The organism is Streptomyces sp. TLI_146, assembly GCF_002846415.1.
GTDB lineage: Bacteria > Actinomycetota > Actinomycetes > Streptomycetales > Streptomycetaceae > Streptomyces.
The window spans coordinates 5,493,800-5,509,159 of the sequence record NZ_PJMX01000001.1; the positions used below are offsets into that span (position 1 = coordinate 5,493,800).

General features: G+C 74.9%; 10 protein-coding genes. 6 read left to right on the forward strand and 4 right to left on the reverse strand.

Translation table 11 applies throughout. The features are described from left to right. Window positions 1–355: 355 nt before the first annotated feature. On the reverse strand, window positions 356–1,987 hold the full coding sequence (locus BX283_RS24690) for a DUF5691 domain-containing protein (RefSeq protein WP_101389678.1): 1,632 nt from the start codon (window positions 1,985–1,987) through the stop codon (window positions 356–358). Between the two features lie 155 nt (window positions 1,988–2,142). After that, entirely contained in the window at window positions 2,143–3,510 is a 1,368-nt protein-coding gene (locus BX283_RS24695) for an SWIM zinc finger family protein (RefSeq protein ID WP_101389679.1), read from the reverse strand. A 127-nt stretch (window positions 3,511–3,637) separates the two neighbouring features. Between BX283_RS24695 and BX283_RS24700 the strand changes: the two genes are divergently transcribed. The 5 genes from BX283_RS24700 (at window position 3,638) to sucD (ending at window position 10,749) form a co-directional block, all read left to right on the forward strand. Then, window positions 3,638–4,774, forward strand: a complete 1,137-nt coding sequence (locus tag BX283_RS24700) for an AAA family ATPase (RefSeq protein WP_101389680.1) — start codon at window positions 3,638–3,640, stop codon at window positions 4,772–4,774. Then, window positions 4,771–7,179 (forward strand): DUF5682 family protein, encoded by a 2,409-nt coding sequence (locus BX283_RS24705; protein WP_257583760.1) that lies wholly within the window; start codon window positions 4,771–4,773, stop codon window positions 7,177–7,179. Before BX283_RS24700 ends, BX283_RS24705 begins: the two co-directional genes overlap by 4 nt. 50 nt (window positions 7,180–7,229) lie before the next feature. Beyond that, window positions 7,230–8,345 carry a VWA domain-containing protein gene (locus BX283_RS24710; RefSeq protein WP_101392555.1) on the forward strand — a complete coding sequence of 372 codons (1,116 nt, stop codon included), beginning with the start codon at window positions 7,230–7,232 and terminating at the stop codon, window positions 8,343–8,345. A gap of 319 nt (window positions 8,346–8,664) precedes the next feature. Then, a complete protein-coding gene (gene sucC / locus BX283_RS24715) occupies window positions 8,665–9,843 on the forward strand; it encodes an ADP-forming succinate--CoA ligase subunit beta (protein ID WP_101389681.1) in 1,179 nt (392 codons plus the stop codon). Between the two features lie 21 nt (window positions 9,844–9,864). After that, a complete protein-coding gene (sucD, locus tag BX283_RS24720; RefSeq protein ID WP_101389682.1) occupies window positions 9,865–10,749 on the forward strand; it encodes a succinate--CoA ligase subunit alpha in 885 nt (294 codons plus the stop codon). A gap of 79 nt (window positions 10,750–10,828) precedes the next feature. On the opposite strand, the gene BX283_RS24725 is transcribed toward sucD, so the two are convergent. Then, window positions 10,829–12,046, reverse strand: a complete 1,218-nt coding sequence (locus BX283_RS24725) for a sigma factor-like helix-turn-helix DNA-binding protein (protein WP_101389683.1) — start codon at window positions 12,044–12,046, stop codon at window positions 10,829–10,831. 152 nt (window positions 12,047–12,198) lie between these two features. Here BX283_RS24725 and BX283_RS24730 point away from each other — a divergent pair, with 152 nt between their 5' ends. After that, window positions 12,199–14,097, forward strand: coding sequence for a DUF6350 family protein (locus tag BX283_RS24730; protein WP_180357238.1), 1,899 nt, complete (start codon window positions 12,199–12,201; stop codon window positions 14,095–14,097). Window positions 14,098–14,283: 186 nt separating this feature from the next. Here BX283_RS24730 and BX283_RS24735 read toward each other — a convergent pair whose 3' ends face one another. After that, window positions 14,284–15,246: a hypothetical protein gene (locus tag BX283_RS24735; RefSeq protein ID WP_257583761.1), complete on the reverse strand. Its 963-nt coding sequence runs from the start codon at window positions 15,244–15,246 to the stop codon at window positions 14,284–14,286. Between the last annotated feature and the right edge of the window lie 114 nt (window positions 15,247–15,360).

The following is a 15,360-nucleotide window of genomic DNA, read 5'->3' on the forward strand; positions in this document are numbered from 1 at the left end:
GGTTCGTCTGCGGGTGTGTGGTGGGCTGGCCGCGCCGTTCCCCGCGCCCCTTTTCGGCCCGGGGTTCGTCTGCGGGTGTGTGGTGGGCTGGTCGCGCAGTTCCCCGCGCCCCTTTCGGCCCGGGGTTCGTCTGCGGGCCGGTGGTGGGCTGGTCGCGCCGTTCCCCGCGCCCCTAACCCCTCTTTCGTCTGCGGATCGTGGTCGGTTGCTCGCGCCGTTCCCCGCGCCCCTGGGGGTGCGGGCGGCGGGCGGTTGCGAGGGCGGAGCCGAGCATTTCAGGGGCGCGGGGAACTGCGCGACCAGCCCCCACCGGGGCCGCAGACGAACGGGGGCCGGGGCGCAGCCCCCGGGGGAGTCACGTCAGGGGGCCGTCGAGTTCGGCCAGCATCAGCCCCCGCAACCGCAACGTCCCCACCAGCCGCTGAAACGCCTCCGCCCAGTAACCCCCCGCCCCCGGCGACGCCCCCTCCTCCTCCACCGGCACAGCCGTGAGCGCATCGAGCCGCCCCGCCTCCTCCGGAGACAGGCACCGCTCCGCCAGCCCCATCACCCCGCTGAAGCTCCACGGATAGCTGCCCGCGTCCCGCGCGATCTCCAGCGCGTCGACGACGGCCCGCCCCAGCGCCGTCGACCACGGCACCAGACACACCCCCAGCAGCTGGAACGCCTCCGACAACCCGTGCGCGGCTATGAACGCGGCGACCCACTCCGCCCGTTCCTCCTCCGGCAGCGTCGACAGCAGCTTGGCCCGCTCGGCCAGCGACACCGTCCCCGCGTTGCCGCCCGGCGGGGCGGAGGGGACGCCCAGGAGCGCACGCGCCCACTCCGCGTCCCCCTGCCGCACCGCCGCCCGGCACCACGCCGCGTGCAGCTCGTCCCCCCAGTCGTCGGCGACCGGCAACGCCACGATCTCCCGCGCCGAACGCCCCCCGAGCCGCCCCGCCCAGCCTCCCAGCGGCGCAGCCTCCACCAACTGGCCGAGCCACCACGACCGTTCGCCTCGCCCGGTCGGCGGCTTGGGCGCAACCCCGTCGCGCTGCATCCCCGCGTCGCACTCGTGCGGTGCCTCCACCGCTATCCGCGCCCCGTCCCCGTCTCCCGACCGGTCGAGCGCGACGCACGACGCCGCCCGCGCCGCCATCCGCCCGGCCAGCGCGGACGCGGGCAGCGCCGAAAGCAGCTCGGCGGCCGTGGCCCGGACGTTGCGGCTGCGGTCGGCGAGCGCCCGCTCCAGGAACGGCTCGTCCTCCGCGCCGAGCCCGGTCCGCAGCGAGTCGAGGAACATCAGCCGGTCCTCCGCCCGCTCGGCCGCCCACGTCGTGGCGAGCAACTCGCGCGCCGCGCCCGGCTCGTACGCCCGTACCGCCGCGAGCACCGCCACCCGCTCGGCGAACAGCCCCTCCTCCCACAGCCGCCGCACCGCCTCGGTGTCCGAGGCCTCGGGCAGGACCGCGCTGCCGGACCCGCCGCGCAGCGCGAACCGCCACTCCGGGTTCAGCCGGGCCAGCCACGTCCCGCGCGGCCCGGCGAACGTCAGCGTCTGCGGCCGCAGATCCGTACGCGCCCGGGCCGCGTCCAGCAGCGCGGGCAGCAGGGCGGGCGGCGCCTTGAAGCCCCGCTCGGCCGCCGCGCTCAGCCACTGCGGCAGCAGCTCCGCCAGATCCGGCGCGGCCCCCCGCCGCCCCCCGGCGTGCGCCGCCGCCGAACGGTCCGCGAGCAGTTGCCCGAGCCGACGCCGCGCGGCCTCCGGCAGCTCCGCCCGCCCGTCGTCCGGCGCCCTCTCGGGCCGTACGGGCGCGGGTGCGGGCAGCAGTCCCGCCCGGCGGCGGACGGTGTGCAGCGCGGCTTCGTCGAGGAGCGCGGCGGGCTCCCCGGCGGCGGGCCGCCGCTCGGTGCCGAGCAACGCGGCGGTGACGAGCTCCTCCCAGGAACCGCCCCTGCCCCCGGCCTTGGCCGCCTCCCTGTGCCCGGTCACGGCAGCGGACATCGTGGCCCTCCCTCCGTCATACATATGCGCAACCTCCGTCACAGCGGCCCTCGAAACGGCAGCCGTCGAACCTGCTGTCCTCGAAACGGCAGCCCTCGAACCCGCACCCCGCGAACTCGCCGTCCTCCATCCCGCACCCCTCGAACCCGCACCCCTCACAGCAGCCGCACCGCCTCCGCCTCGCCCTCCGCCCAGCCCGCCAGCGGCGCGAACCCCCGGTGGCCGCACTCGCCGAACACCGTCACCGGGCCGCCGCCCGACAGCGCGACGAGCTTCCACAGGCCCGCCCGGTCGGCCGCGCCCGGGGCGACGGGGAGCGCCAACTCGCCGTCTCTGTCCGCGAGTTGCCACCCAATCCCGCCACCGCCCTCGCCCGGCGGCACCGGTATCACCCCGCTCAGCGTCACCGGCCACGCGTCCAGCCACGGGTCGTCCCGCAGTGCCCGTCCGTACCGCTCCAGTGCCTCGGCCGTCGTGCCGCCGGGCGGCGGGCCCCCGGCCGGCAGCGGCGCCCCGAACCGTTCGCCGAGCGCGGCACGCAGCTGTCCGCCGCCCGGGTACGGCGTGAGCTCGGCGTCGATCGCCAGGCCGACCGGCAGGGCGAGCTCGGGCGCCCGGCCCGCCGCGCCGAAGTCGAGCAGCATCGCCGAGCGGCCCGACTCCCGTCCGTACAGCCAGATCCGGCGCGTGGTCAGCTTGGCGTCGGCCGTGTCGTACTGGGCGAGGACCTGCCAGAGGTCCCGCACCGGCGGGCCCTGCGGTGGCGCGGGCACCCCGACCCGCGAGCGGACCGTGGCGGCCAGCGGCTCCGGCAGCCCCTCGCGGCCCAGCCAGGCCCGGTCGAGCAGATGCAGCAGCGCGCACTCCTCCAGGAGCCGCACCGGCCAGCCCGGCCCGGAGCCCGGTATCGACCCCAACTCCCTTACTCTGCCCGCAAGTCCAGGCGCCTGCGCGTCGACCATGCGGGCGGCCGTCTCCTCCCACAGCCCGTACCCGGGCCGCTCGGCCGCCGCCAGGCCGCCGCGCAGCAGGTCCTCCAGGCGCTGCTCCAGCTCGCTCGCCCCGGCCGTGACCCGCTCGGCGCGTTTCTCCGCGCGGCGCCGGGCCGCCTCGGGATCGGCGGTCCTCGCCTCGGCGGGACCCGCCGCCCCGCTCTCCTTCTTCTCCGCGCGCTCACGCCGCCCGCGCAGCCACTGCTCGGCCCAGCCGGGCACCTCGCCGTCCGCGACGGCCGGCACCGCCCGCTCGTCCGCCGACCAGAGCAGCAGCAGCCCCAGCGCGTGCTTGCACGGGAACTTGCGGCTCGGGCAACTGCACTTGTATCCGAGCCCGCCCGTGTCGACCACCGTCTGGTACGGCCTGCTGCCGCTGCCCTCGCACAGGCCCCACACGCTCGTGTTGTCGCAGCCGCTCTCCGACCACGGCCCGGCCGTGCCGAGCCTGCTGCCCGCCTTGCGTGACGCGGCGTCAGGAGCCAGAGCCAGCACCTGTTCCGCCGTCCAGCGCACCCCCTGCTGATTCATGGTTCCGAAGGTAGATGCCCCCACTGACAATCGCCCTGACCTGCGCTTTCCTCCTCGCCGAGGTCGATTGTCAGTGGCGTGGTGCACGGTGGAGTCACATCGGGTCGACTGATCTGGAGGGGGATCCATGACCGTGTCCGAAATCAACTCCGCGGGCGTCGGAAGCGGCGTCGAGGGAGCCGCCGCCGAGGCCCTGCGCCCGCACGCCGAGCACGCGTTCGCGCATGAACTCAAGGCGCTGGCGGCCGCCGACGACCGGCCCAGGCCCGCCCGTTGGCAGCTCTCACCGTGGGCCGTCGCCACCTATCTGCTCGGCGGCACCCTGCCCGACGGCACGGTGATCACGCCGAAGTACGTGGGTCCGCGCCGCATCGTCGAGGTCGCGGTCACCACGCTCGCCACCGACCGGGCGCTGCTGCTGCTCGGCGTCCCCGGCACCGCCAAGACCTGGGTGTCCGAGCACCTCGCCGCCGCCGTCAGCGGCGACTCCACGCTGCTGGTGCAGGGCACGGCCGGCACCCCGGAGGAGGCGATCCGGTACGGGTGGAACTACGCGCAACTGCTCGCGCACGGCCCCAGCCGGGACGCCCTGGTGCCCAGCCCCGTCATGCGGGCCATGGCCGAGGGGATGACGGCCCGGGTCGAGGAGCTCACCCGTATCCCCGCCGACGTACAGGACACACTGATCACGATCCTGTCGGAAAAGACGCTGCCCATCCCCGAGTTGGGCCAGGAGACGCAGGCGGTGCGCGGCTTCAACCTCATCGCCACGGCCAACGACCGCGACCGGGGGGTCAACGAGCTGTCGAGCGCGCTGCGCCGCCGCTTCAACACGGTGGTGCTGCCGCTCCCGGCGACCGCCGACGAGGAGGTCGACATCGTCTCGCGCCGGGTCGACCAGCTCGGGCGTTCGCTCGACCTGCCCGCGGCCCCCGAGGGCATGGACGAGATCCGCCGGGTCGTCACCGTCTTCCGCGAGCTGCGGGACGGCGTCACCGGCGACGGCCGCACCAAGCTCAAGTCCCCTTCGGGGACGCTCTCCACGGCCGAGGCGATCTCGGTGGTGACGGGCGGTCTGGCGCTCGCCGCGCACTTCGGCGACGGCGTGCTGCGCTCCGGCGACGTGGCGGCGGGCATCCTCGGCGCGGTCGTCCGCGACCCGGCGGCGGACCGCGTCATCTGGCAGGAGTACCTGGAGACGGTGGTGCGCGAGCGCGACGGCTGGAAGGACTTCTACCGCGCCTGCCGCGAGGTGTCGGCATGAGCGTCCTGTCCCCGGCCGCGCCGGACGCGGCCGTGCCGGACGCGGCCGTGCCGCCCGGCCCCTGGCTGCTCGGTGTGCGCCACCACGGGCCCGGGTCGGCGCGGGCCGTGCGGGCGGCGCTGGACTCGGCGCGGCCCCGGGCGGTGCTGATCGAGGGTCCGCCCGAGGCCGACGGGCTGCTCGCGCTCGCCGCAGACCCGGACATGCGGCCGCCGGTCGCGCTGCTCGCCCATGTGGTGGACGACCCGCGCCGGGCCGCGTTCTGGCCGATGGCCGAGTTCTCCCCGGAGTGGGTGGCGCTGCGCTGGGCCCTGGACGCGGGCGCGGAGGTCCGCTTCATCGACCTCCCGGCGGCCCACTCCCTGGCGGCGGGCGACGAACACCCGCAGGGCGAGCCGGAAGACGACAGCGCTGCACAGGACGAGCGGCCCGCCCTGCGGATCGACCCCATCGGCGTGCTCGCCCAAACCGCCGGATACGACGACCCCGAGGCCTGGTGGGAGGACGTCGTGGAGCACCGCGACGGCACACCGGGAGCCGATCCGTACGGCCCGTTCACCGTCCTGGGCGAAGCCATGACGGCGCTGCGCGAGGCGTACGGGGACGGCGGCCACGCGCGCGACCTGATCCGCGAGGCTCATATGCGCCAGCAACTGCGCGCCGCCCGGCGCGAGTTCGGGGACGACGTCGCGGTGGTGTGCGGGGCCTGGCATGTGCCCGCGCTGGCCGAACGGACCACGGTGGCCGCCGACCGCGCGCTCCTCAAGGGCCTGCCCAAGGTGAAGGCCGAGCTGACCTGGGTGCCCTGGACCCACCGCCGCCTGGCCCGGCACAGCGGCTACGGGGCGGGCATCGACTCGCCCGGCTGGTACGGGCACTTGTTCGGCGCCCCCGACCGGCCCGTAGAGCGCTGGATGACCAAGGTAGCCGGGCTGCTGCGCGAGGAGGACCGGCAGGTCTCGTCCGCCCACGTCATCGAGGCGGTACGGCTCGCCGGGACGCTCGCCGCGATGCGCGGCCGTCCCATGCCGGGCCTGACCGAGACGACCGACGCGGTGCGGGCGGTGATGTGCGAGGGCTCCGACGTGCCGCTCGCCCTCGTCCAGGACCGCCTCGTCGTCGGCGATGTGCTCGGCGAGGTCCCGGACGCGGCCCCGGCCGTCCCGCTCCAGCGCGACCTCACCCGCGCCCAGCGCTCCCTGCGGCTCAAACCGGAGGCGCTGGAGCGGGAGCTGGAGCTCGATCTGCGCAAGGAGACCGACGCCGCGCGCAGCCGGCTGCTGCACCGGCTGAGCCTGCTCGGCATCGGCTGGGGCGAGCGGTCGGCGTCCCGGGGCAGCACCGGCACGTTCCGGGAGAGCTGGCGGCTGCGCTGGGAGCCCGAGCTGTCGGTGCGGGTGGCCGAAGCCGGGGTGTGGGGCACCACCGTCCTGGCCGCCGCCACCGCGCGGGCCGAGTCGGAGGCCGCCGGGGCGACGGTCCTGGGCGAGATCACCGCGCTGGCCGAGCGGTGTCTGCTCGCCGAGCTCTCCGACGCGCTGCCGGTGGTGATGCGCGCGCTCGCCGACCGGGCCGCGCTCGACACGGACGTCGCCCACCTCGCCCAGGCACTGCCCGCCCTGGCCCGCACGCTGCGCTACGGAGACGTGCGGGGCACCGAGACGGCCGCGCTCGGGGAGGTCGCGACCGGGCTCGCCGAGCGGATCTGCGTCGGACTGCCGCCCGCCTGCACGGGCCTGGACGCGGACGGCGCCACCGAGATGCGCCGCCGCATCGACGACGTCCACACGGCCATGGCCCTGCTCCCCGAGGCGCCCGAGGGGCCGACGACCCTGCGGGACCGCTGGGCGTCGGTCCTGACCAGGCTGGCCGGGCGGGACACGGTGGCGGGGGAGATCCGCGGCCGTGCCGTCCGCCTGCTCCTGGACGACGGACGGCTCGACGATGCCGAGGTGGAGCGCCACATGGGCCTGGCGCTCTCGGTGGGGACACCGCCCGGCGACGCGGCGGCCTGGATCGAGGGGTTCGTCGGGGGCGCCTCGGGCGGCGGGATGCTCCTGGTCCACGACGAGCGGCTGCTCGCCCTGGTGGACACCTGGCTGACCGGCGTCCCGGCCGACGCCTTCATGGACGTACTGCCGCTGCTGCGCCGCACCTTCTCGGCGTACGAACCGGGTGTGCGCCGCACCCTCGGCGAGCTCGTCCGGCGCGGCCCCGGCACGGCGGGCCCGGCCCCGGCCGACGCGGGCGCCCCCGGCTTCGGAGCCGGGCTGGACGAGGAGCGCGCCGCCGCCGTGGAGCCGCTGCTGCGGCTGCTGCTCGGCGCGAGCACCCACGGCCCCGGCACCCCGCCGGACCCGTCCGACGATCCGGCATCCGACCACCTGGCAGGAGTGGGGAAGTGAGCACAGAACAACTCGATGCGGCCGCCGGGGAGCGGCTGCGGCGCTGGCGGATGGTGCTCGGCGGGGAGCAGGGCGCCGACGGCACGGGATGCGCGCTCGCCGGGCGCGACGCCGCGATGGACGGCGCCCTGTCCGCGCTCTACGGCGGCTCCGCCGGGCGCGGAACGTCGAAGGAGCGAAGCGCCGGGCTGGGCGCCTCCGCCCCGAGCGTCGCCCGCTGGCTGGGTGACATCCGTACGTACTTCCCCAGCTCGGTCGTCCAGGTGATGCAGCGCGACGCCATCGACCGGCTCGGGCTCTCCGCGCTGCTCCTGGAGCCGGAGATGCTGGAGGCCGTCGAGGCGGACGTGCACCTGGTGGGCACGCTGCTCTCGCTCAACAAGGCGATGCCGGAGACCACCAAGGAGACGGCCCGCGCGGTCGTCCGCAAGGTCGTCGAGGACCTGGAGAAGCGGCTCGCCACCCGGACGAAGGCGACGCTGACGGGCGCCCTGGACCGTTCGGCGCGGATCAGCCGCCCCCGCCACCGGGACATCGACTGGGACCGCACCATCCGGGCGAACCTGAAGAACTACCTGCCGGAGTACGACACGGTCGTCCCGGACCGGCTGATCGGGTACGGGCGGGCTGCCCAGTCCGTCAAGAAGGACGTCATCCTCTGCATCGACCAGTCCGGCTCCATGGCCGCCTCGGTCGTCTACGCCTCGGTCTTCGGCGCGGTCCTCGCCTCCATGCGCGCGATCGCCACCCGGCTCGTGGTGTTCGACACGGCGGTCGTCGACCTCACCGACCAGCTCGACGACCCGGTGGACGTGCTGTTCGGCACCCAGCTGGGCGGCGGCACCGACATCAACCGCGCCCTCGCCTACTGCCAGTCGCAGATCACCCGTCCTGCCGACACCGTCGTCGTACTGATCAGTGATCTTTACGAGGGAGGGATCCGGGACGAGATGCTGAAGCGGGTGGCGGCGATGAAGGCGTCCGGAGTGCAGTTCGTGGCCCTGCTCGCCCTCTCCGACGAGGGCGCCCCGGCCTACGACCACGAGCACGCGGCGGCCCTGTCGGCCCTGGGAGCGCCCGCCTTCGCCTGCACCCCCGACCTCTTCCCGGAGATCATGGCGGCGGCGATCGAGAAGCGGGCTCTGCCGATACCGGACCAGGTCTGAAACCCGGTGCCGGGGTCGGCCTCCCGGCTGGGGGGCCGGGGGTTGTCCCCCGGGAGATGCAGCATGGCGGCGGCGATCGAGAAGCGGGTGCTGCCGATACCTGACACGCTGTGAGCAGGTGATCTGTGACAGGTATCACCGCTCCGGTGTGATCTGCGATTTAGGGAGCTCGCTCTGGCGGGGATAACCTGCGAGACGGACATGCCGCGTACCCGGCCACCGTGTACGCCTCCCTCAGTGACAGCGCCGTCACGTTGCCCTTCGCGGCACGCCCACGCAGAAAACGAACCGCGAGACCACTGAAAAGGGACGGACGCGCGTGGACCTGTTCGAGTACCAGGCGAGGGACCTCTTCGCCAAGCACGGTGTACCGGTGCTGGCCGGTGAAGTGATCGACACGCCTGAGGCAGCCCGCGAGGCGACCGAGCGGCTGGGCGGCAAGTCCGTCGTCAAGGCGCAGGTGAAGGTAGGCGGCCGAGGCAAGGCCGGCGGCGTGAAGCTGGCGGCGAACCCGGACGAGGCCGTCGCCCGGGCGACGGACATCCTCGGCATGGACATCAAGGGCCACACGGTCCACAAGGTGATGATCGCCGAGCTGTCCCCGGAGATCGAGGCGGAGTACTACGTCTCGTACCTCCTCGACCGCACCAACCGCACCTTCCTGGCCATGGCGTCGGTGCAGGGCGGCATGGACATCGAGGAGGTCGCGGAGAAGACCCCCGAGGCCCTCGCGAAGGTCCCGGTCAACGCCGTCGAGGGCGTGAACATCGAGAAGGCCCGCGAGATCGTGGCCCTGGCGAAGTTCCCGGCCGAGGTGGCCGAGGGTGTCGCCGAGGCCATGGTGACCCTGTGGGAGACCTTCGTCGCCGAGGACGCGCTCCTCGTCGAGGTCAACCCGCTGGTGAAGACCAAGGACGGCCGCATCCTCGCGCTGGACGGCAAGGTCTCCCTCGACGAGAACGCCGAGTTCCGCCAGCCGGAGCACGAGGCGCTCGAGGACAAGGACGCGGCCGACCCGCTGGAGGCCGCGGCCAAGGCCAAGGGCCTCAACTACGTCAAGCTCGACGGCGAGGTCGGCATCATCGGCAACGGCGCGGGTCTCGTCATGAGCACCCTGGACGTCGTCGCGTACGCCGGTGAGAACCACGGCGGCGTGAAGCCGGCCAACTTCCTCGACATCGGTGGCGGCGCGTCCGCCCAGGTGATGGCGAACGGCCTGGAGATCATCCTCGGCGACGCGGACGTCAAGTCCGTGTTCGTCAACGTCTTCGGTGGCATCACCGCCTGCGACGAGGTCGCCAACGGCATCGTCCAGGCGCTGCAGCTCCTCGCCGACAAGGGCGAAGAGGTCACCAAGCCGCTGGTCGTGCGTCTCGACGGCAACAACGCGGAGCTGGGTCGCAAGATCCTGTCGGACGCGAACCACCCGCTGGTCCAGCGCGTGGACACCATGGACGGCGCGGCCGACAAGGCCGCCGAGCTCGCGGCTGCGAAGTAAGGGACGAGGGAAACCAGAGCCATGGCTATCTTCCTCAACAAGGACAGCAAGGTCATCGTCCAGGGCATGACCGGTGCCACGGGCATGAAGCACACCAAGCTCATGCTCGCCGACGGCAGCAACATCGTCGGCGGTGTGAACCCGCGCAAGGCCGGCACGTCCGTCGACATCGACGGCCACGAGATCCCGGTCTTCGGCACGGTCGCCGAGGCGATGGAGAAGACCGGCGCCAACGTGTCCGTCCTCTTCGTGCCGCCGGCGTTCGCCAAGGCCGCCGTGGTCGAGGCGATCGACGCCGAGATCCCGCTCGCCGTGGTCATCACCGAGGGCATCGCGGTCCACGACTCCGCCGCCTTCTGGGCGTACGCGAAGGCCAAGGGCAACAAGACCCGCATCATCGGCCCGAACTGCCCCGGTCTGATCACGCCGGGCCAGTCCAACGCCGGCATCATCCCGGGCGACATCACCAAGCCGGGCCGTATCGGCTTGGTCTCGAAGTCCGGCACGCTGACGTACCAGATGATGTACGAGCTCCGTGACATCGGCTTCTCGTCGGCCGTCGGCATCGGTGGCGACCCGGTCATCGGCACCACGCACATCGACGCGCTCGCCGCGTTCGAGGCCGACCCCGACACCGACCTGATCGTCATGATCGGTGAGATCGGCGGCGACGCCGAGGAGCGCGCGGCCGACTTCATCAAGGCCAACGTGACCAAGCCGGTCGTCGGCTACGTCGCGGGCTTCACCGCGCCCGAGGGCAAGACCATGGGCCACGCCGGCGCCATCGTCTCCGGCTCCTCCGGCACGGCCCAGGCCAAGAAGGAGGCCCTGGAGGCCGCGGGCGTCAAGGTCGGCAAGACGCCGACCGAGACGGCCAAGCTGGCGCGCGAGATCCTCGCGGGCTGACCTTCCGGTCGGTAGTTCTGTACGCGCGTGGGCCCGCACCCCTGAACGGGGGTGCGGGCCCACGCGCGTGTCACGGGGCTCAGCGGAACTCCGGGACCAGCCGTTCCGGCCCGTGGGCGGGCTCTTCGAGCAGCTGGCGGTGGAGCTCCACGTCCTCCTCGCCCTGCCGCTGCGGGCCGCTGTTGAGCGGGACGTCGCCGATGCGCTGGCCGGGGGCGATCGGCGGGATGTAGTGGGTGGGCGCGTGGGAGAGCGTGAAGGCCGTCGCGCCGACGATGACGGCGGTCAGGGTGACGGCGGCGCGCGTCCAGACCCGCACGCGCCGCTCGCCCCCGGTGCGTACGCGCCGGGGGCCCGGAAGGCGGGTCACGGCCTGGGGCCCGGCGAGGGCGAGTTCGCCGATGCGCCGCCGCAGCAGTGCGGACAGCGCCTCGGGGGTGGCGGCCGCGGCGAGCTCCGGTACGCGGACGGCGACGGCCTCGCGGGCGTGCAGCAGCCGGTTCGCGGCGGCCGGGGTGCTGGCCTCGGTCTCGGCGGCGGTCTCGGGCAGGTCGAGGCCGAGGCCGTCGTAGAGCAGGAGGGTGCGGCGGTACCGGGGCGGCAGGTCGAGCAGCGCGCGCAGCAGCGTACGGAGCTCGGGGTCGGCCGGGGGATGGTCGGGGTGTTGGTGCGCGCGGCGGAACCGGTGCCAGGGGGAGAGGGCGTACTCGTGCGCCGCCGCCCGCAGCCAGCCCGCCGGGTCGGGGTCGGTGGCGACCTCGGGCCACCGCTGCCAGGCGAGGTGGAAGGCGCGCTCGACGGCCTCCTTCGCCAGCCGCCGCCGCCCGGTGAGCAGATACGTCTGCTGGACGAGGGCGGTGGAGTGGGCGGCGTAGAGCGCGTCGAAGGCGTCGCCGGGGGTGTCGAAGACGGGGCGTGGAGGCGGGGGTTCCGCGGCGGCCGGGTCTTCGGGCACCTCGTCCGGCTCTTGCGGCTCCTCCGGCTCCTCCGGCTCCGCGGGCGCGTCGGCGGCTGAGGGAACCGGCGCCGGGGCGTGGGCGTGGGCGTGAGCCGGGTCGTGGCGGACCGGGGCCGTGGCCGGGGGCTTGGCGGCGCGCTTCGCGGCGGACCGGGGGCGGCGGGTGCTCAGGGGCTTGGCGGGCGCGCTGGGTTTCACCCGGGTGGTGGGGGCGCCGGGCCCGACGTCCGCGTCCGGGGCGGGCGGGGCTCCGCCGGGGCCCGTGCCGGACCGTTCCTCCGGGGTCGGCAGGGGCGGCGGCGACATGGCGGCACCGGTGTCGGACGTGCGCTCTGTCATGAAGGGCTCCCAGAACTCCCCGCGAAGGCCGAAACGGCCGTACCGCCCGCAGCCTTACCCCGGGCGTAAAAGTACATAAACGTATATTGAGCGACACGGCGGGCATTTTCGCCTTACGGGGAGAAAGCGCGTGTCGTTGGCAGCATGGCGGCGTGACACAAGTGACCGATCGCGGCCTGACGTTGCCTGCGGCCCAGGGCCGCTCGTCCGTGCTGGCCACCTGCGTGCTGCGCGGGGCGATGGCGGCCGGGCTGGGACTCGGCGTGCTCGCCGTGCTGGTGACGGTGGTGTGGATCAGCTCGCCGTACCCCGACAGCGGCCCCGGCGGCGCGCTGCGCGCGGCGGCCTCGATGTGGCTGCTCGCCCATGGAACGCGGCTGGTCAGACCCGACACGCTCAGCGGGGTGCCCGCGCCGGTGGGGATCGTGCCGCTGCTGCTCGTCGGGCTGCCGGTCTGGCTGGCGCACCGGGCGGGGCGGGACGCGCTGGCGTACGGCGAGGAGCCGGAGTACGAGGAGGGGGCGGAGGACGACGACGGGCAGCCGCCGTTGCCGCCCGCCTGGCTCCCCTTCGCGGCGGTGACGGGCACATATCTGCTGGTGGGCGGGGCGGCGGTGCTGTACGCGTCGGACGGGCCGCTGCCCGCCGCGCCGCTGAGCGCCGCGCTGCATCTGACCCTGGTGGCCTCGGGCGCGGTGGGCGCCGGGCTGTGGAGCGCGTACGGCCGTCCGCGCGCCCCGCTGCCGCGCTGGGCGCCCGCTGCCGTACGTCGGCTGCTGGTCCATCGTCGTACGAATGCGGCTGTACGAGCCGGGTCGGCCGGGGTTGCCGTGCTGCTGGCGGGCGGGGCGCTGCTCGCCGGGACGGCGCTGGTGTGGCACGCGGGTGCGGCCCAGGACGCGTTCCTGCGGCTGGCGCAGGACTGGCCGGGGCGGCTGGCGGTGGTGCTGCTGGCGCTGGCGCTGGTGCCGAACGCGGCGGTGTGGGGGGCGGCGTACGGGCTGGGGCCGGGGTTCCTGCTGGGCACGGGCGCGGTGGCGACGCCGCTGGGGGTGGCGGGCACGCCCGCGGTGCCGCACTTCCCGCTGCTGAGCGCGTTGCCGACGGAGCCGCGCGGAGGCTGGCCGAGCTGGTCGGCGGTGGTGCTGCCGGTGCTGGCCGGGCTGGCGGTCGGGTGGTGGACGGCGCGGCGGGCGACGGGCGAGGAGGAGGCGTGGGGGCGCGGGGAGACGGCGCTGACGGCGGCGTACGGGGCGGCGGCGTGCGGAGCGGCGCTCGCGCTCCTGGCCGCGCTCTCGGGCGGCCCCCTGGGCACGGAACGCCTGGCGGCGCTGGGCCCGGTGTGGTGGCGCACGGGCGGGGCGGCGCTGCTGTGGACGGCGGCGGTGGGGGTGCCGGGGGCGCTGGTGCTGCGGTGGTGGTGGGGGAGGGCGGTGACGTCCGATGCGCCTGGGGGTCGGTGGTCGCGCTTTGTCCGGTGGCGCCGGAAGGGCGAGGCGGTGGTGGATGCGGTGTCCGATGCGCCTCGGGTTCGGTGGTCGCGCCTCGCGTGGTGGCGGGGGAGGGGCGAGGCGGTGGCGGGTGCGGGGTCCGATGCGCCTCGGGTTCGGTGGTGGTCGCGCCTTGCCCGGCGGCGGCGGAAGGGCGAAGTGGTGGAGCGGGGGGAGGTCGGGCCGTACGACTTCCTGCCGGTGGGGTCGTGGCACGACAGCGGGGCGCGGGAGGTGCGGTGGGCTGCGCTGCGGGAGGCGTCGGGGGGCCTGATGCCGGACATCGCGCCCGGGGCGACTGTGCCGCCGGGGGACGTGGTGCCCGGGGTGGACGTGGCGCCTGGGGCGGACACGGTGTCCAAGGCAGACGTGGTGCCCAAGGCGGACGTGGCGCCCAGGGCGGAGGACCGGCCCGAGGTCGTCGTGTTGCCGGAGCCGGGCGGGCTGGTCCAGGCGGAACCGGATGCGCCGGAGGTGCCTGCGTCGGGGGACGGCGGTGACCCCCGGCCGGAGAGCTCACCCCTCCCCGCCCCGGAGGACGAGCCCCCGGCGCCCCACTAGCCACGCCCGCCCGCCCACCCGCCCGCCCGTTCAGCGGGGTTGGAGACGCCCGGGCCTCTCGTGGTGGGTCGCCCACCGTCGGCGTCTGCGGCCCGCCTGCGATCCTCCGTCGCGACCGCCCCGTGCGTCAGCCCTTCGGCGCCGCGCCGACCGCCCGCCCCGGCCCCCTCAACACCTCACCCCCACCTACTCCTTCACCCCGAACAACGGCTCCAACGGATCCGGCAGCAAGTCGTTGCACGCCAGGGAGCCCGTCTTCGTCAGGGCGTCGTCCACGCACGTGTAGTAGTCGCGGTACACGATCTGCATCGTGAACGTCGCCGCCACGATCGACAGGGACAGGATCGCCGTCACCAGGCCCGTCACCGCCGCCGTCGTCTGGGGCTTGGCGGGGGGCGGGGGCGGGGCCGACGCGGGGTGGGCCGGGGTCGTCTCCGGGGGCTTCGGCTTGGCGCGGAGGGAGCTGATCGCCCAGTACAGCGCCAGCGAGCCGAGCAGCAGCGCGATCTCCGTCATGTCGAACAGGGCGAAGAAGAACGCCCACATGCCCGAGAGCAGCGCGTAGCGCGCCCGGCGCTGGGCCGGGTCCGTGGGGTCCCAGCGCAGGGCGGGGCCCGGCGGCGGGTTCTGGCCGGGTCCGGGGGCGGAGCCGCGCTCCGGGTCCTCGGGGCGGTTGCCGAAACCACCCTGGCCGGGGCCGGGCTGGCGGCTGCTCCACTGGCTGCCCCAGGGGGACGAGCCGTCCGCCGGGCGGCGCGGCCGCCACGGCTGGTCCGGCCGACCCTCCGGCGGCGGCGCGAACGGGTTGTCGTCGGCGGGCGCCCGGTCCGAGCCCCCGCCGGCAGCCCCGCCAGCAGGGCTCTTCCCAGCGGAGTCCCCGTCAGCGGAGCCACCCCCGGTGGTGCCTCCGCCCGCAGAGCCCCCACCGGCGGTGTTCCCGCCCGCAGAGCCCCCTCCCTTGGAGCCCTCGGCGCTCCCGGCGCCCCCCGCACCCTCTCCCCGCTCCCCTTCTCCCCGCGCGTCCCGCGCGCTCCCCGCGTGCGGCGGCTGCGTCGAAGGATCCGTCGAAGACTCCGTCGAATCCGTCGTCGCGGGGGACTGCGCGGGGGACTGGCGTTCTGCGAACGGCTGGTCGCGTCGGTCCGGCATCTGGTGAACGTCTTCCCCTCGGACCCCTGGCCAAGGGGGTCGCATTCGTCGAGCATCCAAGCCGAGTGCCGAACGGCTCCCCGCGGGTTCCCGCGCGGGAGTCCGGCCGGGCTC